Origin of the sequence: Kaistella haifensis DSM 19056 (genome assembly GCF_000735695.2) — a bacterium.
Lineage (GTDB): Bacteria > Bacteroidota > Bacteroidia > Flavobacteriales > Weeksellaceae > Kaistella > Kaistella haifensis.
Genome location: NZ_JASZ02000023.1, coordinates 17,320 through 41,765, shown reverse-complemented (window position 1 = coordinate 41,765; position 24,446 = coordinate 17,320). Strand labels below are relative to the sequence as shown.

At 37.2% G+C, this 24,446-nt stretch carries 23 protein-coding genes; 6 read left to right on the top strand and 17 right to left on the bottom strand.

Annotated elements, in window-relative coordinates:
* Positions 1 to 509 (bottom strand): IS1595 family transposase (locus AP75_RS10220; RefSeq protein WP_143755854.1); only part of this gene is annotated, 509 nt, incomplete at its 3' end.
* A 134-nt stretch (positions 510 to 643) separates the two neighbouring features.
* Positions 644 to 1,033 (bottom strand): DUF4293 family protein, encoded by a 390-nt coding sequence (locus tag AP75_RS10215; RefSeq protein ID WP_031501954.1) that lies wholly within the window; start codon positions 1,031 to 1,033, stop codon positions 644 to 646.
* 154 nt (positions 1,034 to 1,187) lie between these two features.
* Here AP75_RS10215 and rho point away from each other — a divergent pair, with 154 nt between their 5' ends.
* Positions 1,188 to 2,972 carry a transcription termination factor Rho gene (gene rho / locus AP75_RS10210; RefSeq protein ID WP_088264555.1) on the top strand — a complete coding sequence of 595 codons (1,785 nt, stop codon included), beginning with the start codon at positions 1,188 to 1,190 and terminating at the stop codon, positions 2,970 to 2,972.
* A 148-nt stretch (positions 2,973 to 3,120) separates the two neighbouring features.
* Positions 3,121 to 3,717 (top strand): superoxide dismutase, encoded by a 597-nt coding sequence (locus AP75_RS10205; protein ID WP_031501952.1) that lies wholly within the window; start codon positions 3,121 to 3,123, stop codon positions 3,715 to 3,717.
* 60 nt (positions 3,718 to 3,777) lie between these two features.
* Here AP75_RS10205 and AP75_RS10200 read toward each other — a convergent pair whose 3' ends face one another.
* Positions 3,778 to 4,194 carry a DUF6146 family protein gene (locus tag AP75_RS10200; protein WP_031501950.1) on the bottom strand — a complete coding sequence of 139 codons (417 nt, stop codon included), beginning with the start codon at positions 4,192 to 4,194 and terminating at the stop codon, positions 3,778 to 3,780.
* A gap of 79 nt (positions 4,195 to 4,273) precedes the next feature.
* Complete coding sequence (locus tag AP75_RS10195; RefSeq protein ID WP_031501949.1) at positions 4,274 to 5,476, bottom strand: endonuclease/exonuclease/phosphatase family protein; 1,203 nt, start codon at positions 5,474 to 5,476, stop codon at positions 4,274 to 4,276.
* Positions 5,477 to 5,714: 238 nt separating this feature from the next.
* On the opposite strand from AP75_RS10195, the gene AP75_RS10190 reads away from it, so the two are divergent.
* A complete protein-coding gene (locus AP75_RS10190; RefSeq protein WP_088264553.1) occupies positions 5,715 to 8,588 on the top strand; it encodes a carboxypeptidase-like regulatory domain-containing protein in 2,874 nt (957 codons plus the stop codon).
* Positions 8,589 to 8,605: 17 nt separating this feature from the next.
* Positions 8,606 to 10,672, top strand: coding sequence for a DUF5689 domain-containing protein (locus AP75_RS10185; RefSeq protein WP_088264552.1), 2,067 nt, complete (start codon positions 8,606 to 8,608; stop codon positions 10,670 to 10,672).
* A gap of 191 nt (positions 10,673 to 10,863) precedes the next feature.
* Here AP75_RS10185 and AP75_RS10180 read toward each other — a convergent pair whose 3' ends face one another.
* The 5 genes from AP75_RS10180 to AP75_RS10160 form a co-directional block, all read right to left on the bottom strand.
* Entirely contained in the window at positions 10,864 to 11,334 is a 471-nt protein-coding gene (locus AP75_RS10180; protein ID WP_031501959.1) for a DUF6702 family protein, read from the bottom strand.
* Positions 11,335 to 11,376: 42 nt separating this feature from the next.
* Positions 11,377 to 12,135, bottom strand: coding sequence for an LOG family protein (locus tag AP75_RS10175; RefSeq protein ID WP_084186056.1), 759 nt, complete (start codon positions 12,133 to 12,135; stop codon positions 11,377 to 11,379).
* Positions 12,136 to 12,141: 6 nt separating this feature from the next.
* Positions 12,142 to 12,855: a nucleotidyltransferase family protein gene (locus AP75_RS10170; protein ID WP_031501963.1), complete on the bottom strand. Its 714-nt coding sequence runs from the start codon at positions 12,853 to 12,855 to the stop codon at positions 12,142 to 12,144.
* The gene (locus tag AP75_RS10165) at positions 12,855 to 13,268 is read right to left on the bottom strand and encodes a RapZ C-terminal domain-containing protein (protein ID WP_031501965.1); all 414 of its coding nucleotides are present in this window, start codon (positions 13,266 to 13,268) and stop codon (positions 12,855 to 12,857) included. Before AP75_RS10165 ends, AP75_RS10170 begins: the two co-directional genes overlap by 1 nt.
* Positions 13,269 to 13,357: 89 nt before the next feature.
* The gene (locus AP75_RS10160; RefSeq protein WP_031502656.1) at positions 13,358 to 14,377 is read right to left on the bottom strand and encodes an aminoglycoside phosphotransferase family protein; all 1,020 of its coding nucleotides are present in this window, start codon (positions 14,375 to 14,377) and stop codon (positions 13,358 to 13,360) included.
* A gap of 51 nt (positions 14,378 to 14,428) precedes the next feature.
* Between AP75_RS10160 and xrtF the strand changes: the two genes are divergently transcribed.
* Positions 14,429 to 14,971 carry an exosortase family protein XrtF gene (gene xrtF, locus AP75_RS10155; RefSeq protein ID WP_088264550.1) on the top strand — a complete coding sequence of 181 codons (543 nt, stop codon included), beginning with the start codon at positions 14,429 to 14,431 and terminating at the stop codon, positions 14,969 to 14,971.
* Positions 14,958 to 15,392, top strand: coding sequence for an exosortase F system-associated membrane protein (locus tag AP75_RS10150; RefSeq protein ID WP_031502659.1), 435 nt, complete (start codon positions 14,958 to 14,960; stop codon positions 15,390 to 15,392). The genes xrtF and AP75_RS10150 overlap by 14 nt, the downstream gene beginning before the upstream one ends.
* Here AP75_RS10150 and AP75_RS10145 read toward each other — a convergent pair.
* From AP75_RS10145 to rnhA, 8 genes are all read right to left on the bottom strand, one after another.
* Positions 15,389 to 16,396: a cation diffusion facilitator family transporter gene (locus AP75_RS10145; RefSeq protein WP_185116480.1), complete on the bottom strand. Its 1,008-nt coding sequence runs from the start codon at positions 16,394 to 16,396 to the stop codon at positions 15,389 to 15,391. The genes AP75_RS10150 and AP75_RS10145 overlap by 4 nt on opposite strands.
* Positions 16,397 to 16,472: 76 nt before the next feature.
* The gene (locus tag AP75_RS10140) at positions 16,473 to 17,465 is read right to left on the bottom strand and encodes an aspartate-semialdehyde dehydrogenase (protein WP_031502661.1); all 993 of its coding nucleotides are present in this window, start codon (positions 17,463 to 17,465) and stop codon (positions 16,473 to 16,475) included.
* 30 nt (positions 17,466 to 17,495) lie between these two features.
* The gene (locus AP75_RS10135; protein WP_031502663.1) at positions 17,496 to 17,933 is read right to left on the bottom strand and encodes a hypothetical protein; all 438 of its coding nucleotides are present in this window, start codon (positions 17,931 to 17,933) and stop codon (positions 17,496 to 17,498) included.
* Positions 17,934 to 18,015: 82 nt separating this feature from the next.
* Positions 18,016 to 20,490 carry a TonB-dependent receptor gene (locus tag AP75_RS10130; RefSeq protein WP_031502665.1) on the bottom strand — a complete coding sequence of 825 codons (2,475 nt, stop codon included), beginning with the start codon at positions 20,488 to 20,490 and terminating at the stop codon, positions 18,016 to 18,018.
* A 233-nt stretch (positions 20,491 to 20,723) separates the two neighbouring features.
* Positions 20,724 to 21,584, bottom strand: a complete 861-nt coding sequence (gene nadC / locus AP75_RS10125; RefSeq protein ID WP_088264549.1) for a carboxylating nicotinate-nucleotide diphosphorylase — start codon at positions 21,582 to 21,584, stop codon at positions 20,724 to 20,726.
* 56 nt (positions 21,585 to 21,640) lie between these two features.
* The gene (gene nadB / locus AP75_RS10120) at positions 21,641 to 23,242 is read right to left on the bottom strand and encodes an L-aspartate oxidase (RefSeq protein WP_031502176.1); all 1,602 of its coding nucleotides are present in this window, start codon (positions 23,240 to 23,242) and stop codon (positions 21,641 to 21,643) included.
* Between the two features lie 34 nt (positions 23,243 to 23,276).
* Positions 23,277 to 23,906 (bottom strand): NAD(P)H-dependent oxidoreductase, encoded by a 630-nt coding sequence (locus AP75_RS10115; RefSeq protein WP_031502175.1) that lies wholly within the window; start codon positions 23,904 to 23,906, stop codon positions 23,277 to 23,279.
* 49 nt (positions 23,907 to 23,955) lie between these two features.
* Entirely contained in the window at positions 23,956 to 24,432 is a 477-nt protein-coding gene (rnhA, locus tag AP75_RS10110) for a ribonuclease HI (RefSeq protein WP_031502174.1), read from the bottom strand.
* Positions 24,433 to 24,446 lie beyond the last annotated feature (14 nt).

Genomic DNA, 24,446 nt, shown 5'->3' with positions numbered 1-24,446 from the left:
TCTAACGGTGTTGATTCTGCTATCATCGCTACATTTTGTTTCCCAACTGAACCTTTTCCACGAATTCCTTTTTTCTGCTCTATTTCGCTAGATTCTACTGTAAAATAGGCTTCGTCAAATTCTATCATCCCTTCCAAAGTGTATTGTGCATCTCGGTTTCCCATGGCTTTTCTTATCTTATGAACCATTGCCCAAACTGGTTCATACCTCTTTAATCCCAATTGTTTTTGGATTTCTTTGGCTGAAAATCCTTTCTTGGTAACACTCATCAAAAACATGGTTTTGTACCAAATTAGAAAAGACAAATTCGAATTTTTCATGATGGTTCCGCTTTTCAAAGAAGTTCGACTTCTGCATTTTTTGCATTCATAACTTAATCTGCTCTTTATCCAAAAATGTTCTGTGCTTCCACATTTGCACGTGAGTCCTATTTTATCTCTCTCAGATTTAAAATGATTTATACAATCATCTTCTGTCCCAAAATGTGCTGAAAAACTGAATAAATTCATATCTAATTGTTTGATTACTACAAATATACAAAAATTATGATAAATTACGGATATTCATTAAATATTTTCATCCATTGGAATAAAAAAAACAGCTCCCGAAGGAACTGTTTTACTCAAAAAAAATCGTTGTGAGTTTAGCGGAGTCTGTCTACTGATTTTACGAGCCTATCGTCTTTTCGGATAAAAATATTTGCGATAAACAAACAAATCACCGATAAAAACGGGAAAAACGGCTCAATACCTTTCTCAGGAAAATTAATTCCTCCAGATAAATTGAGTAGCCAATACGCCAATAAACCGAGCAACAAAGCGTTTATAATAATGCTGATGAGGTTCAGCAGAATTTGTTTTTTGCGGTTTTTGTAGCTGAAAATGCTTAATAATCCTAATAAAACCAACGCTACACATGCAATAGTTACGAATGGAATGGCTCCGAAAAGTGAAAAATCTTGTCCGGTGAAGAACAAAAAAATTGCGCCTAAAATCGCCAAAAATATCCAAACCGTTTGTATTCTTTGCAGCATATCGTTGAGAATGAGGTGCAAAAATAATAATAATTTTTTGCATAAATAAAAAATTAATGTAGATTTGCAGTACAAATGCTTCAATAAGAAAAGCCGTCCGGCTTAACTTTCTTACTTACACCTACTTATAAAAATACTTTTTACATAACAATTTATGTTTAACATTGAAACGTTACGGTCGAAATCCGAATCGGAATTGACCAAAATCACGAAAGATTTAGGCGTTAAACTTGCTAGAAATAGCTCCGATAATGATAAAATCTTTGCTATCCTGGATTTTCAGGCTTCCAATACGAAAGTTGCAAAAGATTATTTCAACGCCACAGAACTCCCTATGACTAAAGAAGAAAATGCAGCTCCGGCACCCAAAAAAGCGACCAGAAAACCTGCCGCGAAAAAGAAAACAGAAAAACCTGTAGAAGTTTCCGCAGAAATTCAATTGGAAAACACAGAAGCACCTGTTGCAGAAATTGTAGCTGAAAAACCTGCAGAAATTCCGTCAGCGGATAAAGTTGAAGACCAGGAAGCTGAACTTCAAAAGCCTCAGCAAAGGAAGAAAAGACAGCGTATAAATACCCCGAAAGAAGCAGCTCCTGCTGAAAGTGTTGCAGTAGAAGTGGCTCCCGAGGTGGAAGTGAAACAGGAACCGCAGAAAAATCAAAATTCTAATCATAATCCCAATCAAAACGGGAATGGGAACAAAAATCCCAATCAAAACAAACCTCAGCATCCTAACCAAAAGAACCAGAACAAAAATCCTAACCAAAATCGGAATCAGCATATCGCTGATCAGCAGGAGGAACAACCTAAAAAAGAATTCAATTTCGATGGCTTGGTGACCATTGAAGGTGTTTTAGAAATACTTCCGGATAATTACGGTTTCCTTAGGTCCTCAGATTTTTCTTATATTTCCTCTCCTGATGATGTGTATGTTTCGACCAACCAGATCAGAAATTATGGTTTGAAAACCGGAGATACCGTTCGTGGAATTGTTCGTTTGCCGAAAGAAGGTGAAAAATATTTTTCTCTTTTAAAGCCAACGGAAGTGAATGGTCGTGATCTAGAATTCATCAAAGATCGTGTTGCTTTTGAGTTTCTTACTCCACTTTTCCCTGAGGAAAAATTTAATTTAACAGGACAAAATTCTACCCTTTCCACCCGAATTGTCGATTTATTTACCCCGATTGGTAAAGGCCAGCGAGCAATGATTGTGGCGCAACCAAAAACCGGTAAAACCATGTTGCTGAAAGATATTGCCAATTCAATTTCTGCCAATCATCCGGAAGCGTACATGATGATTTTACTCATCGATGAAAGACCGGAAGAGGTAACCGATATGGAAAGAAGTGTAAATGCAGAAGTAATTGCTTCTACCTTTGATGAACCAGCCGACAAACATGTGAAGGTTGCAAATTTGGTTCTTTCGAAAGCGCAAAGAATGGTAGAATGTGGCCATGATGTGGTGATTCTGTTGGATTCGATTACGCGTTTGGCGAGAGCTTATAACACCGTGACGCCTGCTTCAGGGAAAATTCTTTCCGGTGGAGTTGATGCAAATGCGCTTCATAAACCCAAAAGATTCTTCGGAGCAGCTAGAAACATCGAAGGTGGTGGATCTTTAACCATAATTGCCACTGCTTTGATTGATACGGGTTCTAAAATGGATGAAGTGATTTTTGAAGAATTCAAAGGAACCGGTAATATGGAACTTCAACTCGATAGAAAAATTGCCAATAAAAGAATTTATCCGGCGATCGATTTGGTTTCCTCCAGTACAAGACGAGATGATTTGCTTTTGGATGATATCACGCAGCAACGCATGTGGATCCTCAGAAAATATCTTGCTGATATGAATCCGGTGGAAGCAATGGAATTTGTAAGCAAAAACATCAAAGGAACATTGAATAATGAAGAGTTCCTGATGAGTATGAATAAATAATTTACATGCTCTGAAATCATAAAAACCGTTCTGTTGAGCGGTTTTTTGTTTTTATCAATGTTAAAGATTTATTAAAGTAGATGCTCAATTTTGCTTGTCGGTCAGAATATCATTAAATTTGGGTATTAACATTTAAATATAAAAAATTATGGCATTCGAATTACCGAAATTAGGTTATGCTTACGATGCATTAGAACCTACTATAGATGCAAAAACAATGGAAATTCACCATACAAAGCATCATCAAGCTTATATTGACAACTTGAACAAAGCGATTGAGGGAACTGATTTGGAAGGGAAATCTATTGAAGAAATCTGCAAAACAGGATCTGATAAAGCGGCTGTAAGAAACAACGGAGGTGGTCACTATAACCACTCGCTTTTCTGGGAAATTTTAACTCCGGGAGGAAGCAAAGAGCCGGTAGGAAACGTGAAAGCTGCAATTGAAGCGTACGGAGGTTTCGAAAAATTCAAAACAGATTTTTCTGAAGCAGCGAAAACAAGATTCGGTTCCGGTTGGGCTTGGTTGTGCAAAAAAGAAGATGGTTCAGTAGCGGTTTGTTCTACTCCAAATCAGGACAATCCACTGATGCCGGTTGCTGATTGTCAAGGAACTCCGGTTTTAGGTTTGGACGTTTGGGAACATGCTTATTATTTAAAGTACCAAAACAGAAGACCAGATTACGTTTCAGCGTTTTTTGATGTGGTAAATTGGGATAAAGTGGAGGAGAAATTCAATAAATAATTTCACTTAAACTACCATAGAAAAGGTTCAGGAATTATCTGAACCTTTTTTTTATTGAGTTTATCGAACGTCGGCTTGGCTTAAGCCATTCATTTTCAAACCGTATTTCCACTGAACAAACGCGAAAACCTGATAGAGTTTATACTCGAATTTCAATCCGTAATTTTCCTGAGGATCATAATCGATCGAAGATTGAATCACATTTCGGTACCTTCCGGAAAAGTAATAGGAATTCCATTCGGAGACCAAAAAAGTGTTTTTATTTTTCAAATAACTTTCAGAATACATGTTCATTGGTTTAGCAATCGCATTCAGGAAGTAATCGTATTGGGAATCCAAAACTTCGATGTCCCATTCGCCATCTGCATTTTTTTCAGGTTTAATGGCTGTGTTTTCTTTATTGTTGGCCGTTTTGTTCTGCGGGGAACAACTGAAAGCCAAGAATAGGATCATTAATAAAGAAACAAAATTTTTCATGGTATTATTTTTAGATAAAGTTATGAAAAAAAAGCCGGAGCTTATAAAAGTCCGGTTTTTATATTGATTTTAAGAAAACTTATTTAGCAGTTTTGTATTCTCTTTGGATTACAACAACGGCAGGGAAGTGGTCGCTATATCCACCTGTGAAACGGTCGCCATCCCAAGATCTTAAAGGATAGCCTTTCCATTGTCCTTCAGTATTTACGAGGTATGAAGGCGCGAAAATTTCTGCTTTGTAAACACTGTAAGTTGGGGTAAGTTTTTCGGTTGAATAAAGGTTTTTAGAAACAATTATCTGGTCGAAAAGATTTGGAGCATCGCGATATGCTAAAGATGCAACTCCCGCTTTGTAGTGTTTGTACATCAAATTATAGTAAGGAGTTTTTTCGGAAAGCTGAGAAGGATCTCCTACAGCTCCCAGAAGTTTTTTTAAACTAGGGCTTACCGGATCATCATTGAAATCTCCCATTGCGAATAATTTTCTATCCGGATCTTCAGCGAGGGTTTTGTCCATTTCATCTTTTAAAACTTTGGCAGCAGCAGCACGTCTTGGCATCGAAGCCGCTTCGCCACCACTTCTTGATGGCCAGTGATTCATAAAGAAAGCAACTTTCTCACCATCCAAAAGGCCTTTCACAACCAAAATTCCTCTGGTGTAAGATCTTTTTCCTTCTTCATTGAAAATTTTAATGTCTTTTACATAATGATCGGTTACTTGAAGTCTGTTTTTTTGGTAAATGATGGCCACATCAATCCCTCTTGCATCGTAAGAATTGTAATGCACAATTCCGTAATTACTTTTTGCCAATAGAGGATGCTCGATGAGATCCTGCACGACCTGCCTGTTTTCCACCTCGATTAATCCTACTACAACAGGGTTGTCGTTCGTATATTGGCGACCAAGTTCGGAAATAACTTTAGCTTCGTTGGAGATTTTTTGGTTGTATTTTGCGGTATTCCAGTTTTTAGGACTGTTTGCGGTAAAATCAGTTGCTAATATTTGGTGGCGGATTACCTTTTTTCCTACCAGCAATTCATCGCTCCATTCTCCTTTGTATTCTTCGGTAGTTTCAAGGTATTTTAGGGAATCAATAGGAACACTTCTGTGAAAAGCAGGATTTTTGAAATCTTTGGTCCCATCGATGTAATCAGCGGAAGGAATCGTATCCCAAAGGTTTTCAACGTTTAGGAACGCTACAGTAGCTCTTTGCACCTGTTTTTGTTGGGAAAAAAATAGCCCAAAACTCAAAACAGCGAATAAGATAAAATATTTTTTCATTTGAAAATTTTAAGAGCGTAAAAATACTAATAATTTCTAATGTAAAAGCTTAAAAAAAATTGAATGAACATGTTGGTTAGAAAACAGCAGTCCACCTTCGATATATAAACATATTAAGAATAATTAACTGAAATTATTGCGAATAAAGTGTTAAAAATGTTTAACTTAACAAAAATTAAGTTTAAATTTGTTGCCCCCTTAAAAACTGTTATCAATAGGGAAAAATAAATAATTTGTTATGATAAAAAAATTATCCTTAATCTCATTGTTTACTTTGTTGCCTGCATCTTTTTATTTTGCGCAAACCACTGTGTATGCTTATGTTAAAGATCAACAAGGAAAACCAGTAGAGAGTGCTGAGATCGAACTTGGAGCGTCTACTGAAAACGTGAAAGCCGACAAAATTGGTTATTTTCAGTTTGTCGATTTGCAACCGGGTCATTATTTAATTACCGTTTCCAAACAAAGTTTTGACCAGAAAATTATTGAATTTGATGTAACTTCTGATGAAAAAAGAAAAGATTTAGGAGTGATCATTTTGGCTCCTGCGAATAATAATCTTGGTGTAGTAGTAATAGATGATGCAGCGAGTGATAGCGATGAAGACGGATCTTCTATGCAACCAACCATCGGTTTGCTGAACTCGGGAAGAGACATTTTCCAAAGTGTGACGGCATTCGAGTTGGGTGCTTATTGGTTTAGACCAAGAGGAGTGGATAATCGTTACGAAGATGTATTATTCAACGGTGTTTCTATGTCGAAAAATGATGATGGAAGGGTAGATTTCAGTAACTGGGGAGGATTGAACGACGTAACCCGTTATCCATACGAATCTGTCGATAATATTACTCCGTCGGCTTACACTTTCGGTAATTTAGGAGGCGTTGTTTATTATAACACAAGAGCATCTTCATACAGAAAGCAAACATCTTTAGCATATTCATTCACCAACAGAAGTTATCGTCACAGAGCCATGGCTACTTATTCTTCAGGATTAAGCAAAAACGGTTGGGCGTTCACATTCTCCGCAAGTAGAAGATGGGCTGAAGAAGGAGTTATTGATGGAACGCAACAAAACAGCTACGCATATTTTGGGGCAATTGAAAAACAATTTTCAAGCAGACACGCCATTAACATTACTGCTTTCGGAGCGCCAACTTACCGAGCGAGCAATGCACCAAATACGCAAGAAGTTTATGACTTAATGGGCAAGAATTACAACTCGTATTGGGGATGGCAAGATGGTGAAAAAAGAAATTCTAGAATTAGAAAAACTTTCGAGCCAATATTTATGTTGACCGATTATTTGAAATTAGGTAAAACATCCAACTGGACCAACACTTTTTCTTATCAATTCGGAAGCGACGCGAGAAGCAGATTGGATTGGTTCCACGGAACAGATCCTAACCCTACTTACTACAGAAAATTACCAAGCTATTTCTTCTCTAAAGCTTTAGAATTAGAAAGCGATGGAGGAAACGATATCACCGCAGACGAATTGGCTGAGATTGAAGCAGTAAGAAATAGCTGGAAAAATGACAGCAACGTTAGTCAAATTAATTGGGATGCTTTATACAGAGCCAACTATTTGAATAAAACCGGAATGAACGGTGAAAATAGAGGCGCAATCTATACAATGGTAGAAGATGTAAATGAAGATAAAACTTTCAATTATGCTTCACATTTTGATACTATGTTGCAACCTAACTGGAAATTGAACCTTAATTTCAATTATCAAAATTTAAAATCAGACAATTTCCGAAGAGTAAGCGATTTATTAGGCGCTGATTTCGCTTATAACCTGAATGCCTTCGGAGGCGATAATCCATATAACGTAGATGATCCAAATGTAGAAGTAAGAGAAGGAGACCGTACCCAATACAACTATCTTTTATATCGTTCCTCGTACGCATTCAATGCCTCTACAGAACTCGATTTACCGAAATGGAACGTTATGGGTTCTATTTTCTCCTCTTATTCGGAATCTCAAAGAGACGGAAAATACAGACACCATTACTACCTCAATACTTCCAAAGGAAAAAGCGGGATTTATGATGCTTTAGACGGAGGGGTGAAAGGTAGAGTAACCTACAAAATCGATGGTAGAAACTTCATCGTTTATAACGGAGCATTTTTCAGTGTAGCTCCTACGCTCAACGAAATTTTTGTAAATCCTAGGGTAAATGAAAGAATGACGCCGGGTGTTTCGAACCAAATAATTAATTCAAACGATTTGGGCTATATCCACAGAGGTCAGGTTTTGAAAATTAGACTTTCAGGATATTACACTACCATCAGCAATAGTACCGATATTTCCAGATATTACCTAGAAGGTGGAGGTGATGATAACTCTGCAATTGGAGCTCCAAATGCATTCATCGCTGAAGTGCTAAGTGGTGCTGATAAGAGATATATGGGAGCTGAACTAGGTCTAGACGTAAAAGTAACCCCAACATTGAACGCAAATTTTGTAGCAAGTGTGGGAGATTATGAATACACCAATAACCCAAAAGCTTATTCATATAGTGATGTGGACAGAACCTATTTCGCTGCAGACCAAGAATTTGGTGAAGCTAATATCAAAGGACTGAAAGTAGCTGGAACTCCACAGAAAGCTTTCTCATTAGGATTGAAATATAACTCTACGAAATTCTGGTGGTTAGGTGTTTCTGCCAACTATTTGATGGATCAGTATTTGGATTTTTCCGTTATCAACAGAACTGCAAACTTCTATACCAATCCTAGAACCGGAGATATATATACCGCTACAACCGGCGACTACACAGGATTTGATATCCCTGAAGCGAATGCAGAAAATGTAGCTGCTCTCCTTAAACAACAAAAATTTGATGACCAATTTATGTTGAACGCCAATGCAGGAAAATCTTTCCTTATCGGTAAATACAGAATGGGAGTAAGTGTAAGTGTAAATAATATCTTAAACAACAGAGATTACGTAACAGGCGGATTTGAACAAGGTAGAAAATCCAACTTCGCAGCATCTTATGAAGACAATTTGAATGCGGAAAAAGGCGGTTATGCTCTTTTCGGACCGAAACTTTGGTATGACAGAGGGACTACTTTCTTCGCTAATGTTTATTTAAGATTCTAATATTTAAATTAAAAAAAATGAAAAAATACTTTTCTTTAATAAAATTATTCACCCTTGTCTTCAGTGCGTTCCTTTTCAATAGTTGCGTACACGATGATGAGTATGATGCCCCAAATGCCGACAATTTATTGGTTTGTACGGAGGCTTCCTATTACGAAAATCCGGCAAATGGTTTCACGAAATGGACTTTGCAAGAAGTTAAAGCAAAACCTCAAAACCAAACCATCACCGATAAAGCTTATATCGAAGGTTATGTTTCTTCTTCTGATGAAACAGGGAATATCTATAAGTATATCTACATTCAAGATGCACCGGAGAATCCAACCCAAGGTTTCACCATTAGTGTAAACTCTTTGAGCAATTATGCCAATTATCCTCAAGGTTCAAAAATCTACATCGAGGTGAAAGATTTGGCAGTAGGAGCTTACGGAGGAGTAACTCAGTTGGGAGCGATGGTGAACGGAGCTTTCGACAGGATTCCTGAGAAAATGGTTACCGAGCATATCAAAAGATCATGTGATCCATTACAGCAAATTGTACCAAAAGTGATGACATTGGCTCAAATGGTTTCTGCGAATGATAAATATTTAGGATGTTTAATTCAAGTAGATAATGCCGAATTCGACAGCAAAGTGCTTTGTTCAACATTTGCACCTCCTTCTACAACTGTTGATCGTGCAATTAATGATCCAAGTACTTCAACTTCACGAGTGGTAAGAAACAGTGGTTATGCATCTTTTGCTACCAAAACATTACCAGCCGGAAAAGGAAAATTTGTTGGAATCTACAGCAAATTCAACACTACTTACCAAATGTATATCGTAAGAGATACGGATTTGGAAATGAATACCTTCCCTAGAAAAGATGGAATCACTGCAGATCCTTGTTCATTTAATCCTGCAAATTCTGCTCAAAAAACAGTTGCAGAAGTGAAGCAAATGTACACCAGCGGAAATTATACTCAAATTACCCAAGATGCTTATCTTAAAGCCAAAGTCATTGCAAACGACGAAACGGGTAACCTTTACAAATACGTTTATATCGAAGATGCAACCGGAGGAATCCGTGTGAATATCAATAAACTTAATCTTTATCAGGATGGAAGATTCCGTGTTGGTAAGAATTTGATTATTAAATTAAAAGATCTTTATATCGGGAAATCCGGCGGAGAATTCCAATTAGGAGCTCCATTCAACGGAAATATTGGTCAGGTTGAAGAAAAGGATGTTTATAAATTCTTCATAGATTCCAAAGAAAATATTACCCCAGTTACTGCTACAGAAAAAACCATTCCTCAACTTTCTTTCGAAGATGTAGGTAAATGGGTTAAGATTAAAAATGTACAGTTTGTAGAAAGCGATCTTGGCGAGCCCTACGCAGCCGGAACTACTACCAACAGAACTTTAAAAGATTGTTCTGGTAACCAAGTAATCCTTAGAACAAGCAATTTCGCATCGTTTGCAAACAATACCATTGATGCAGGACAAGGTGATGTATATGCAGTTTTAAGTTACTATAATGGAACTTACCAGCTATGGATTCCTTATCAAGTGAATGCTGATTTCGATAATGAAAGATGTGATGGCGCTGTAGCTCCTAAGATTCTGTTCTCCGATGAATTCGGAACTACTTTAAATGCTACTAACTGGACCGCAGTAAGCGTTACCGGTGCACAAGTTTGGACTACCTCTAAGCAAGGAACAGGAACCAACTATTATGCGGTGATGAATGGATTCGCTAATGGTTCTAACGAAAATGAAGATTGGTTGATCTCTAAAGAAATCGACTTGAATGGTTATTCTCAAATCAACCTTACTTTTGATAGTGATGTGAGAGACAATGGAACTGTATTGAAAGCTTTTGTTACCGATAACTATTCCGGAGATCCTACAACAACTACATGGACTCAGCTTTCTGCGACTTTCGATACCAATTCCGGAGCATTTGGTTTTGTCAGTTCAGGAAATGTAAGTCTTAATAACTTCAGTGGTAAAAAAGTGAGAATCGCATTCAAATATGTTTCTACTACATCAGCAGCAAACACATGGGAAATTGATAATGTTAAAATTAAAGCTAAGCCTTAAATTTAATTAACTCATTTTAAACATAAAGCAGTCTCAATTGAGGCTGCTTTTTTCATGCTTTTTGGCTTGATCGCTCGACGGAGATTAAGAAATTAGCACCAGAAATATTACTGGAGAATTCACTTAATAAAAAGAAAAAAAGACCGCAATTTCTTGCAGCCTTCCTATTTTTTAGTTGGTTCTAATACTTCTTAAAAACTTACTTCGTTTACCTCTTTTCCTCGCTGGAAATTCATTGTTTTCTGGATTCCTTTGTAGGCGATGTTTACGATATTAAATTGTTTTGGAAAAGTACTTAGCAAAATGGTGTTTTTAATTTTAATTGAACCAATTTCCGTTACTCCGCCGGTTTCGAAATAAACCCAAACGGATTCTCCGTTAACCTGGCTTCCTGTGAAGGTGAGCGTCTTTGGACTGCCGTTGATATACAAATCGAAATTATTATTCACATATTTCTTTACTTCGGCCTCAAATCCTGCGGTATTCGGATTGATTTTGATGGCATCAGAAATATGTTGCGTGTTCATTTTTGTTGTAAACTTTAGAGTCTTGCTTCCTTCAACATAATCTACTTTTGTCATTGATGAATAAAAATCTGCGAACGAAAAGCTCATCAGAATCATCAATACAAAAATTCCTGTAATTTGTAAAAACTTTTTCATTCTATATTGTGTACAAAGTTAAGTTTCAAATATAATGCCAATTTAGAAGTTTACATTTACGGTATATTTGTCGTAAAATGCTTTAATGTGTGCTACAGCATCTTCCGCAGTATCTACAACCCGGTACAGATTCAAATCATTTTCAGAAATTAAACCGTTTTCCAAAAGTGTATTTTGGAACCATTCCAGTAAGCCGGCCCAAAACTTAGAACCTACCAATACGATAGGGAATTTGCCAATTTTGTTGGTTTGTATTAAAGTAATCGCCTCTGTTAATTCATCCAAAGTTCCAAATCCGCCCGGCATTACAATGAATCCTTGAGAATATTTCACGAACATTACTTTTCGGACAAAGAAATAATCAAAATCAATACTATAACCTTTATCAATAAATGGATTGAAATGTTGCTCAAAAGGGAGCTCAATATTCAAGCCAATTGATTTTCCACCGCCTTTTCTCGCTCCTTTGTTCCCTGCTTCCATAATTCCTGGTCCGCCGCCGGTAATCACGCCGAAACCGATTTCAGTTATCTTCTCGGCAATATCAACCGCCATTTGATAGTATTCGTTTTCCGGAGCAAGTCGCGCAGAACCGAAAATGGACACACATGGTCCTATTTTAGCAAGTTTTTCGTAACCATCTACAAATTCTGCCATGATTTTGAAAACCATCCAGCTGTCTTTGGTAATTGTTTCGTCCCAAGTTTTTTCTTTGAAGGAACGCTGAACTTTCTGGTCAATTTCCAGTTCGTTTCCGGCGGCAGCTTTGGTAGTTCCTTTGCCTCTTTCTATTTTGCTCATGCGATTTTATTTAAAAATTTTTTCGGCTTCCAAAACCGATTCCGGTCTTCCGACATCAATTAAAATTCCCTGGTGCTCATATCCATGGATTTGTTCAGAATGCATTAAATCCAAATATTCTTCCATAATCGAAAACTTTCCGGTTCTTTTTATTTTATTAAATATTTCGGGGTTAATGCAATGGATTCCGCTAAAAGCTAATGCTTTAAAGCCTTTGTTGAATTCCGCCAACCGTTGTTCACCGGTTTGTACATTCAGCCAACCACGAAGAATCATTTCCGGATTAAACAACAGTTTTCTGGAACTGTTTCGGTCTGAAACCGCTAATGTAGCAAAATCTTTCTTTTCCTGATGATATTTCACGAAGTCGGCAACATTCATGTCGGTTAAGATATCCGCATTCATGATTAAAAAATCTTCCTGAAAATCAAGAAATTTTCTTGCAAATACCAATCCTCCACCAGTTTCTAGCAATTCATTTCGCTCATCAGAAATTTCGACCTTCGCTCCGAAATTGTCTCTTTTTTTTAGAAAATTAACGATTTGATCCCCAAAATGATGAATGTTGATCACAAAATCATTGATTCCAAAACTTTGTAAAAATCGGATGTTTCTTTCGAGCAACGGAACCTCGTTGACCATCGCCAAAGCCTTCGGATGATGATCTGTAAATGGTTTCAATCTTGTACCTTTTCCGGCAGCGAAAATCAGAGCCTTCATTATTTTTGGTGATTAAGTTGAGGTTGTTCGTCATGGTTGATCGTTACCGTTGTTTGAGGATATTTTTCACGGATAAACTCCGCAATTTTCTCGGCCGAATATACCGATCGGTGCTGTCCGCCGGTGCAACCAAAATTGATTTGAAGGTTCTCAAAACCTCGTGATAAATAATCATCAATATTGATGGAAACGAGACTTTTTACCAATTCCAAAAATTTTGGCATTTGGGTTTTTGTGTCTAGAAATTCTTGTACACCGACATCGCAACCGGTTTGTTGCTTGTATTCTTCAATTCTTCCGGGATTTAAAATTCCTCGACAATCAAAAGCGAAACCGCCTCCGTTTCCGGAAGTATCTTTCGGGATTCCTCCTTTTTTGTAGGAAAAACTGTGGATTTCTATGGTAAGACTCATTTATTATTTATTTTTTTTAACCTTTAAAGGTTTGGTAGATTTTAATTTTTTGAATCATTAAAGTAAAAATTCGTTATGAACTTAATTTCTTAATGGCTTAATATTACTTCAATTTTATTCTGAAACGTTTCTGATTTCAATTCGCTGATTAGTTTTTTCAACTCAGGAAAATCCTTCATTTCTTCCCAATGATTTGAAAACTGATATAGATTTTCAATTCCCTGATCCAAACTTTTCAGAAAATGAGGCTTCTTCTGGATCAAGCCACGAAATCCATAAGCGCCCAAAACCTGCATAAATCGGATTAACAGAATTGGTTTTAACGATTGTTTTAGTTCAGATTTGGTTTCCGTATTTTCCCAAAGAGAAAAGTAAAATGCCAACATTTCTTCTTTGAATTCTTCCGGGAAATTGGCTTTAGCTTGATACAAAAACGAAATTACATCATACATTAAAGGTCCTTTCATCGCCGATTGATAATCGATGAAAAACACTTTGTCATCGTTGTTTACCATGATGTTTCTGGCTTGAAAATCACGAATCATCAATCCTTTCGGAGCTGTATTTTCAAGAATTTCTGTTATTTTTTTGAATTCTTTCAACAAAGACGCTTTGTGATAAGGAATTTCCAAAACATCAGCGATAAAGCTTTTGAAATAAAATAAATCGTTGGTAATTGGCAGCTCATCGTAATTTTCATATTCGAAAGTTTTCGAATAATCAATTTGGTTTTCGGTTTTGGTTTGCAGCTCGAAAAGTTTCGTCAAAGTTTGCTTTACTAAAGTTTTCACGCGTTCGGAAAGGCCTTCTTTATCGATGATTTCAGAAAATGTAAGTTCTCCCAGAAATTCCTGAATGTATAATTTCCGATCTTCAGAAATTTTAAAAATTTGAGGTGAATTGAGTTTTAAAGCAGAAAAAACCTGCGAAAAGTAGTAGAAACTTTCATTTTCAGCCAGATTTTCGTTGTAGGTAATGATGAATTTTTGGTTGGAATTTTCGCCTACAAAGTTTTGTCTTGCCGAACCGCTTTGCGCTAAAGAAAAAAAATCTGTTGATTTCCCGCCAATATACTCTTCGAAAAAAAGTTTTACGTTTTCGTTGTTCATACTTTTACAAATATAAAGAAAATTGATTTTTTAAAATTATATATTTGCAATATGTTCAATGATTTCAAACCCGTTCTGAAAATCCTTTTGCGCTTTATTATCATTTATGTGGTGATGGTTTTTGGGTATCAATATTACCTTAATCATTTCCATCACTTAGGGTTGGATCCAATCTCTGTTTGGGTTGCTGAACAGACGGTTTTTGTGCAAAATATTTTAGGATATCCTTCGCAAATTGTTCACGGAACGCCAGAACAGGAAACTGCGTGGTATTATGTTACAGGAAAATATGTTTCGAGAATGGTTGAAGGATGCAATGCGGTTTCGGTGATGATTCTTTTTCTTGCTTTTATTTTTGCCTTTTATAAAGGTGTGAAAACCTTTGTTTACGCAGGTTTAGGATTGTGTTTTCTTCATTTGATGAACGTGTTGAGAATTGTAGGATTGAATATACTTTTGAGAGAACTGCCACAATATTCCAAAATAGGACACGATTATTTTTTCCCGGGCATTATTTACGGCAGCGTGGTTTTGCTTTGGTTGGGTTGGATTAAGTTTTTTGCTTTAAAAGATCCTCACCATGAAAATGCTTAACTGGTTCGTGATCATCTTGGGAATCTTTGGATTGATCGGGGTTCGAGTGATGGAAGAGCATCTGTTTTATGATCCTTTTCTGGATTATTTTCATCTTGCCAACAAGGATGCTGCATTTCCCGAATTCGTTTGGTTTCCGTTAATTTTAAACTATTTATTTCGGTTTTTACTTAATTTGATTCTGTCAGCAGTTGTTGTTCATTTTATTTTTGAAAATAAACAATGGACGATACAGGCGATGATTTTAATGCTGATTGTTTTTGCCATTACTTTTCCACTTTACTTATATTCCATCAGCACAAAATTTGAAATTGGGTATCTTTTCTCGTTTTATATGAGAAGATTCGTTATTCAACCACTCATTTTATTGCTGATTATTCCATTGTTTTATTATCGCAAACATACATTAAGTCAATCCTAGGACAAAAGACTTTCATCGTGTTTTTGCTCTTGCGAAATGTTTTCGGCATTCCAATTTACTTTTCCCAGGAAATCATGTTGTCTTACCGGACAATCGGAAAGCTCACAAATCTTGCATGAGAAAGGTTTGCAGTCATCTAAATGGAAATTAAATTCAATCGTTCGATCAGAATTTTTTGCAATAATTTTATACACTTCTTCCATTTCTTCGTGCGCTTTTCGAAGTTCGTAGTACCAAGGTAAAGTGAGGTGAGCATCGATGTGGAGCCCACTTCCGTGTTGCTGAATCCTTGTATTGTGAATATCTACCCATTCTGTTTTTCTGTTTTTTGTGAGAATTTCAGATAGTCGGGTAAGCATTCCGAGGTCAGCTTCATCCATAATTCCACTCAATGATTTTCTGATAATTTTGTACCCTATAAACATGATGTATCCACCGAAAATAAGCGCTACAACAGCATCGATCCAATAAATTTTGGTGAAATAAACCAATATCAAACTCAGTACAACTCCCAAAGTGGTGATGGTGTCGCTTTGCAAATGCTTTCCGGAACTTTGTAAAACGAGAGAATTTTGTTGAATTCCTTTTTTTACAGATATATACCCCATTAAATAATTGATTCCAGCCGTTAAAGCCACGATGAGCATTCCCCAGTCTAGCTTTTTAGGAATATTTCCATGCAAAAGTGAATCAATTGCTTGAATGAAAATGATAATTCCGGCAAAAATGATCAGCGCGCCTTCCACTCCGGAAGTAACAAATTCAACCTTTCCGTGGCCATAAGGATGCTCTTCGTCTTTAGGTTTTGCCGCAAGGTAAAGTGAATAAAGCCCCATAAAACCGGCGATAATATTCACAATACTTTCCATTGCATCAGAAAAAACCGCATCAGAATTGGTGAGATGCCAAGCAACCAATTTCCCAATGAAAAGAACGATGCCGATAATGGCTACGGTCTTTTGAAAATTAAAATTGTTTTTAGGAGAATTCAGATTTTCTGACATGATGTTCGATTGAAGTAATGAATATTGTTTGATGGGTCTAATAATAAAAAAATGCTCAGAAACCTGAGCATTGTTATTAAATGAGTTTGTTTTCCAAGAGGTACTCTGCGATTTGAACGGCGTTGGTTGCAGCTCCTTTTCTGAGGTTATCTGCTACAATCCACAAGTTTAGGGTATTGGGTTGGGAAGAATCCCGGCGGATCCTTCCAACAAAAACCTCATCTTTTCCTTCGGAATAAAGTGGCATCGGATAGATTTTGTTTTTCACATCATCCATTACTACAACGCCCGGAGTTTCTGAAAGTATTTTGCGGATTTCATTCAAATCGAAATCATTCTCAAATTCGATGTTTACGCTTTCGGAATGTCCGCCCTGAACAGGAACACGAACTGCTGTTGCGGTAAGGTTGAAACTATCATCCCCCATGATTTTTTTAGGTTCAGTCATAAGTTTTAATTCTTCTTTGGTATAATCATCTTCCGCAAAAACATCGCAATGTGGCAATGCGTTTTTGAAGATTTCATAATGATAAGCCATTTCCGTACCTTGATTACCGTTGATTTCTGCATTCAGCTGATCTACGGCTTTTTTGCCGGTTCCTGTAACCGATTGGTAAGTGGAAACAACAACTCTTTTCAGGTTGTATTTTTTATTTAAAGGATGTAAAACCATCACCAATTGAATGGTTGAGCAGTTCGGGTTGGCAATAATTTTATCGTCTTTGGTAAGGATATCCGCATTGATTTCCGGAACTACCAATCTTTTATCAGCTATCATTCTCCATGCTGATGAATTATCGATTACCGTAGTTCCTGCTTCAGCAAATTGAGGTGCGAACTCCAAAGAAGTAGATCCACCAGCTGAAAAAAGCGCGATTTCCGGTTTCATGTCGATCGCAGTTTGCATAGAAACGATGGAATATTCTTTTCCTTTAAAACTGATTTTTTTACCAACAGATTTTTCAGATGCAACTGGAATAAGTTCAGTTACGGGGAAATTTCTTTCTTCTAATACTTTTAACATCACTTGGCCCACCATTCCTGTGGCGCCTACTACAGCTATTTTCATTGATTTAATAAGAGTTAATTGTAAAAAAAATTAGGCTCCGAAAAGTCGGTTCCATTGAAAAGCCCAAAGCATCAATGCGATGGCTACAAAGCCAAGAATTACCCAGCTCATTTTCAAGGTATCGTTGGTTTTGAATTTTTTATTAAGGATTGTCAGCAATACTGCTGCAATAATCATGGCCGTTGGATGCTCAACGTAGGTGTTTCTGGAAACGGCATCTTTCATTAAAGTTCCTGCTTCTTTAGCCGCTTTAAAGCCCGGAGAGAAGAAGAATAGCATTACCAAACCGATTAACGCTTGGGTATGAAAGAAAATCATGGTAAAAAGTGTAGATTTTCTAAGAAGCTTTGAGATTTTCCCAGAATATCCGAACATGGTTACGAGTAAAGCTACTACGAACACAGCGGTTAACAATAAGATTAAATAAGCAAAGCCGCGATGTGCCTGAAGCATAGTGTTGAAATCCATAATAATTAATTTTAGTTATTTACAAAGATATAAAAAATCCCGACTGATAGCCGGGATTTGGAGTTTTATAAGTGTTAATTTCTTAGAAAGTAAAGGTTACTGAAGCGTTCCAAGTTCTTCCGAATCCGAAGTATACTTGGTTTCCATCAGCGATTCCATCATATAATCTTCCTGCTTGTTCATAAGTTTGTGCATTAGCTGCTGAACTTACTTTATCAGTAGGTAAGATACTTGTTCTAGATTCTGCAATATAAGTTTCATCTAGAATGTTATTAACATTTACACGGAATTTTAAACCGTTTTGGTTGTTTAATTTGAATCTGAAAGAAGCACCAGCATCTAATAAACCGTAACCAGGAAGTTTGATAGCTTCTCTTCTGTTATCTACACTTGCAGCAGGATCATAGCTTGAGTACAAGTTATCTGCATATCTGTAGCTAGCATCTAAGGCAAACCAATCTGTTACATCTAGGTCTGCACCCAATGAAGCTGTAAGTTGTGCAGCATCACCAACTTTTACATCTTTAATAAGAAGTTTACCTTCTCTTACAACTTCTCTTGTTTCATCATCAACAAAAGAAGCGGTAACGTCTTTGTTGTAATACCAATCTCCAACAGAAAGCATACCATTAATTCTAAGTTTTTCGATAGCTTTTACAACAAAATCCAATTCTACACCTTGGTGAATTTCATTAATTCCCAATACACTTGCGTAGTATGTTTTGTTAGCTACAGCGTCTCTGTAAGAGATTCTTTTATAGATATCATCCCAAGAAGTTCTGTAAAGGTTTACGTTTAAATCTAAGAAAGTTGATCTGAATCCGTAACCTACTTCAGTAGAGAAGATTTTCTCGTTGGTAAGGTTTTGGTTAATGTCGTTTCTGTTGTTTAAGAAAACAGCTCCGAAGAATGGTTGTCTTTCGTAATATCCGATGTTAGCAAATACGTTGCTTTTTTCTGATATGTTGTAGTTTGCACCTCCTTTAACATTGTAACCTGTTAAATCTACTTTATCAGTTTTTTGTAATTCTGGTGTATACAAGAAGTAGTCAATTCTTTGGAAACTTTGGTTAGATACAGATCCTTGAACGAATGCAGATAGATTGTCATTAGAATATTCTAGTTGACCAAACCCACCAAGCCAATTTACGATACCATCATTGTAATAAACGATTTTTTCTTCGTTTGTTTTACTTCCGAAAGGATTCCAGTTTGGATTCGCTGCATAAGTATTGGTTAATCTTCTGTTAGGATTATTGATATCTGAATTATCTAAAATACTGTTTGCTCCAAGTAAGTCAGAAGAAACTCTATAGTGGATACCTTTGTAATATCTTCCGTCTACCCCAACAGAGAAATTCAATTTGTCATTGATCTTGTGGTTGAAACTAGAGATTAAACCAACCCAGTTGTGAGAGTTGATCGATGCTCTTCTTGTAAAAACAGAATTAGCACCAGAACCAGGAGTTGCAATTGCAGCATTTTCTCTTACGATTTGATCAAAATCGATGTAGCCTTCAGCCGTTCTAAAGCCGTTTTCTGTTTTGTTGTTTACTCTACCCAAAGTACCAGTTCCACCACCTCTACCGAAAGAAGCATAAACAACGGTTGATAATTTAGATGCATCAGACATTTTCCAATCCCAGTTCAAAGACATTACTGGTTTGTGGTAATAGTTTCTAGCGAAAGAATACTCGTTCCCGTTTAAATATCCCCAGTTTAAGTTATATTTTCTGTTAGGTTCCCCGTCTTCACCATATTTCAAATATTCTGCAATTGTTGGAGAATAAGATCTTTGGTGGTGCCATTGAGGCGCACCGGTAATAGTAAATTGTAAATCATGTTTAGCATTAGGATTGAAACCTAAAGCGAAGTAGTAGTTATACCCTTCGAATTCAGTTCCATCAGCATACATTGATCCAGCGGTTCTACTCATTAAGAATGAAGAAGACCAACCTTTGTCTGATTTCCCGGTGTTATAAGAAAATAATGACTTGTGATAGCCATCGTTACCAATACCAACAGTTACGTTTCCTTGTTTTTTCTTGTCAGCTGCTCTTGTTAAAACGTTAATTGTTCCACCAACAGAAGCGATCGCTAACTTAGAAGAACCAAGACCTCTTTGTACTTGCATTGCTGAAGTTACATCAGAAAGTCCTGCCCAGTTAGACCAATAAACAGCTCCGTTTTCCATATCGTTTACAGGAACCCCATTGATTAGAACTGCAGTATTCACCTGATCAAATCCTCTTACGTTGATTCTGGAATCTCCGAATCCCCCACCGCCTTTAGTAGCATATACAGAAGGTGTAGTGTTAAGGATTTCAGGGAATTCCTGATTTCCTAGTTTTTCAATGATTTGGGCTTCTTTGATTGTAGAAACAGCAACCGGAGTTTTTCTGTCCTTCGCGAGGTCTGCAACACCCGTTAAAACAACCTGCTCAATGTCTTTTTCTCTGCTCACAGTGTCTTTAGCAGATTGTGCATAATAAACACTTGCTGTAGATAGTGTAAGTACTACCGTAAGCATCGATTTTTTCAAAGGTTTGAAATTCATTTTTTTGATTATAGATTAGTTTATAAATTTTCTTTGATGGCGCAAAAATATGATAAATAAATTTAACATTGATTAACAAATTGTTAAATTTTGAAATTGCGTTTTGTAATCACCTAAATTATTACTATACAATAGGTTGCTCTCGTTATCTTGCTTTAATCAAAAATTTATGAACAATAAATATTTTAAAAAAAAATGCTAAAAATTACAAATTATGCAGAAAATAATATCGCTTATTTCATTGCTTTTAAGCTTAAATCCATGTTTTCTGCCGAATGAGTAAGTGCTCCTGCGGAAATGTAGGTTACTCCAGTAGAAGCAACATCTTTGAGCATGTCTCTTGTGATTCCTCCTGAAGCCTCGCTTTCGCATTTTCCACCAATAATTTCCACTGCTTTTTTCATGGTTTGAACATCCATGTTGTCGAGCATAATGCGATCCACTTTAGCATCAATAGCCTCTTTTACCTCTTCTAGATTTCTGGTTTCGACCTCTATTTTCAGTTTCAATTTATTTTTTTTAATGTATTCTTTTGTCATTTTTACGGCATTGGTAATACTTCCGTTGTAGTCGATGTGGTTGTCTTTCAGCATAATCATGTCGTAAAGCCCATATCGATGGTTGGTTCCGCCACCTATTGCAACTGCCCATTTTTCACAGATACGGAAATTGGGAGTGGTTTTGCGTGTGTCTAAAAGTTTGGTTTTGGTTCCTAAAAGTCTAGAATCCCAGTCGTGGGTAAGAGTCGCAATTCCGCTCATTCGTTGCATGCAGTTCAGCACCAAGCGCTCGGTTTGGAGTATCGATTGAGCTTTACCGCTGACAATGAAAGCGATATCGCCCACTTTCGCAGGTTCGCCATCTTTAATAAATCCTTCAACCTTCATATTTTTATCGAAAGTTTTGAAGATTATTTCTGCCAGTTCAACTCCCGCAAGGATGCAGTCTTGCTTTACCAAAAGTTTTGCCTGCTGCTCCAAATCCGCAGGAATTGTGGAAAGGGTAGAGTGGTCGCCATCGCGGATGTCTTCTTCCAGTGCAGATTTTATAAATTGTTTTAAAGCTTTATCGGTTGCGTAAGATGGTCTTTTCATATTTGTAAATTATAGGTACGGAAGTCTATTATCTATTAGTTTGGTGGAACTGGTCGTTATAAATTTGAAATAGTCAACGGCTTTTGTGCCAAATCTTTATTATAAAAACTTCCTTTATTTTCTTTCATTTGAAGGGAATGTTTTATAATTAAATAACTTACATTCACTAGGTTACGAAGTTCAGAAAGCTGTGGGGACATGATGGAATAGTTGTAGAGTTCTGTTACGGCTTCGTATATTTCACGCTGTTTTTTTTGTGCCAGTTCCAAACGGGCGTTACTCCGTACGATGGCTACTAAGTCGCTCATCATTTCCTGAAGCTGTCTGCGGAGATAGGAAACCATCACCATTTCGTCCATCATTTTCATACCTTCTTCGTTCCATTCCGGTACGGCTTTTAGATCGTCAAAATTAAAATCATTAATATTCAACAGTTCCACCGTTTTCATGGCTGCGTTATGTCCGAAAACCAATCCTTCCAATAGTGAATTGGACGCCAGTCGGTTCGCTCCATGAAGTCCGGAATTGGTGCATTCGCCTACTGCAAAGAGATTTTTTATGGAACTTTGTCCATTGCGGTCGGTTTCTATACCGCCCATAAGGTAGTGGCAAGCAGGAACTACCGGAATCAGTTGTTTAAACGGATCAATTCCTTCGTCCAGGCATTTTTGGTAGATATTTGGGAAATGCTCCTTGAATTTTTCCTGATTCATCTCGCGACAATCGAGTCCTACAAATTCATCACCGCTGATTTTCAGTTCGTTGTCTATTGCTCTTGCTACAATGTCGCGGGAAGCCAGTTCCTCGCGTTCATCATATTTATGCATGAATTTTTTACCATTTTTCAGGCGAAGTTTTGCTCCATCACCACGAACCGCCTCAGAAATCAGGAAAAGCATACCATCTCTTTTGGAATACAGTGCCGTAGGGTGAAACTGATAATATTGCATATTAGAAACCTTTCCGCGAGCACGATGTACAAAGGCAATTCCGTCTCCTGTAGCGATAATGGGATTGGTGGTGTTTTTGTAAACGTGTCCGGCTCCACCCGTTGCTACCAAGGTGATTTTTGCGGTAATTTTTTTAATCTTTCTCGATTTTTCATCCAAGATATATGCACCGTAGCAGGAAATGTCATCGGTGTTGAGTTCTTTTCCCGGAACATGGTGTTGGGTAATTAGATCAATCACATAATGGTGGGCGAGCATTTCAATGTTTTCGGATTTTCGGATGGTCTCCAATAATGCGCGTTCAATTTCTGCACCGGTGATGTCCTTGTGGTGGACAATGCGGTTTTCGGTATGTCCGCCTTCGCGCCCGAGTTTGAAGTCGCCGTCTTTTTCTTTATCAAATTGTGTTCCCCATTCCACCAACTCTTGGAATCTCGCAGGTCCTTCCTTGATCACCATTTCTACAATCTCGCGGTTGTTCTCACCGTCCCCGGCACGCATGGTGTCGTCGATATGCTTTTGGAAATTGTCTTTATCGAAGTCTGTTACCACTGCTAATCCGCCTTGCGCATATTTGGTGTTGCTTTCGTCTTCATCGGCTTTCGTAACGATGATGATTTTGGCATCGGGCATCTGTTCAGAAATTTTGATGGCGTAAGACAACCCAGAGATTCCCGAACCTATTACCAATACATCAGATTTTATCATTTTTTATGTGCCTTAAATTTGTGAAAGAATAAAGTTACAAAAACTTGAAAAGTTTTTCGTTCGGTTTTCTCACTTTTATTAAATTTTGAAAATGGTCGTCTTCAGCGCGGTATCCCAAAGCCAATGTTACAGTAGCAGTTTCTGTAGCGAAATCGAGATTCAAAATCTCATTCATGATATTTTCGTCGAAACCTTCCATTGGGCAACTATCAACTTCTTCCAATGCCGCCGCAAACATCAGCTGTCCCAAAACAATATAGGCTTGTTTTTCGTTCCACTGTAGTTGCTCTTCTTGCGAAAGAGAATTAATATAAAAATCGATGCTTTTTCGGAAAAGATCAAGGCTTTCGAGGGGAACAGAACGTACTTCGGTGATATGTTTGAAATATCCGTCCAAATATTTTTCTTCGATGCTTTTTTTAGAAACCAGTACGATTAAATGTGAACAAGTGGAAATCTGAGAGGTATTTCTGAATGCCGGAACCAGTTTTTCTTTAATCTCTTCGCTTTCAACTACAAAAATTTTGTACGGTTGAAGTCCCAGGGAACTTGCCGAAAGTTGACCGGCGACAAGGATATTTTGTAAAACTTCCGTTGAAATTTTCATCTCTTTGTTAAACTTTTTTACAGAATACCGTTTCTGCAACGCCTCGATGTAATTCATATTTCAAAGATAGAAAAAAGTAGGAAGACGGAAGCGCGATGTTGTAATTTTAGAACAACCCTTCATCCGTTGGACGTTCGAAATATGCATCAATTTCGAGGTCAGAGGATTGCGCGGCTTCCACGGCGAGCCGGTCGCAGATTTCGTTTTCGGGATGTCCGGCGTGGCCTTTCACCCAGTGAAAAGTAATTTTATGGGCTTTTAATAACGGAATTAGCCTTTTCCACAGATCAGGGTTTTTTACATTTTTAAATCCTTTTTTTATCCAACCAAAAATCCATTTCTGGTTGATGGCATCGGAAACGTATTTGCTATCGGTGTAAATATGGATATCGTGTTCGGTTGATTTCAGTTTTTCCAAAGCGGTAATTACAGCCAAAAGTTCCATCCGGTTATTGGTGGTGTGCCGAAAACCCTTAGAATATCTTTTTTCATAGTTTTTTTCAGGAACTTTCATCACGATTCCGTACCCTCCTTTTCCTGGATTTCCGCTGCAGGCACCATCTGTAAAGATTTCTATCCTCAATTGAGTTGATGTTT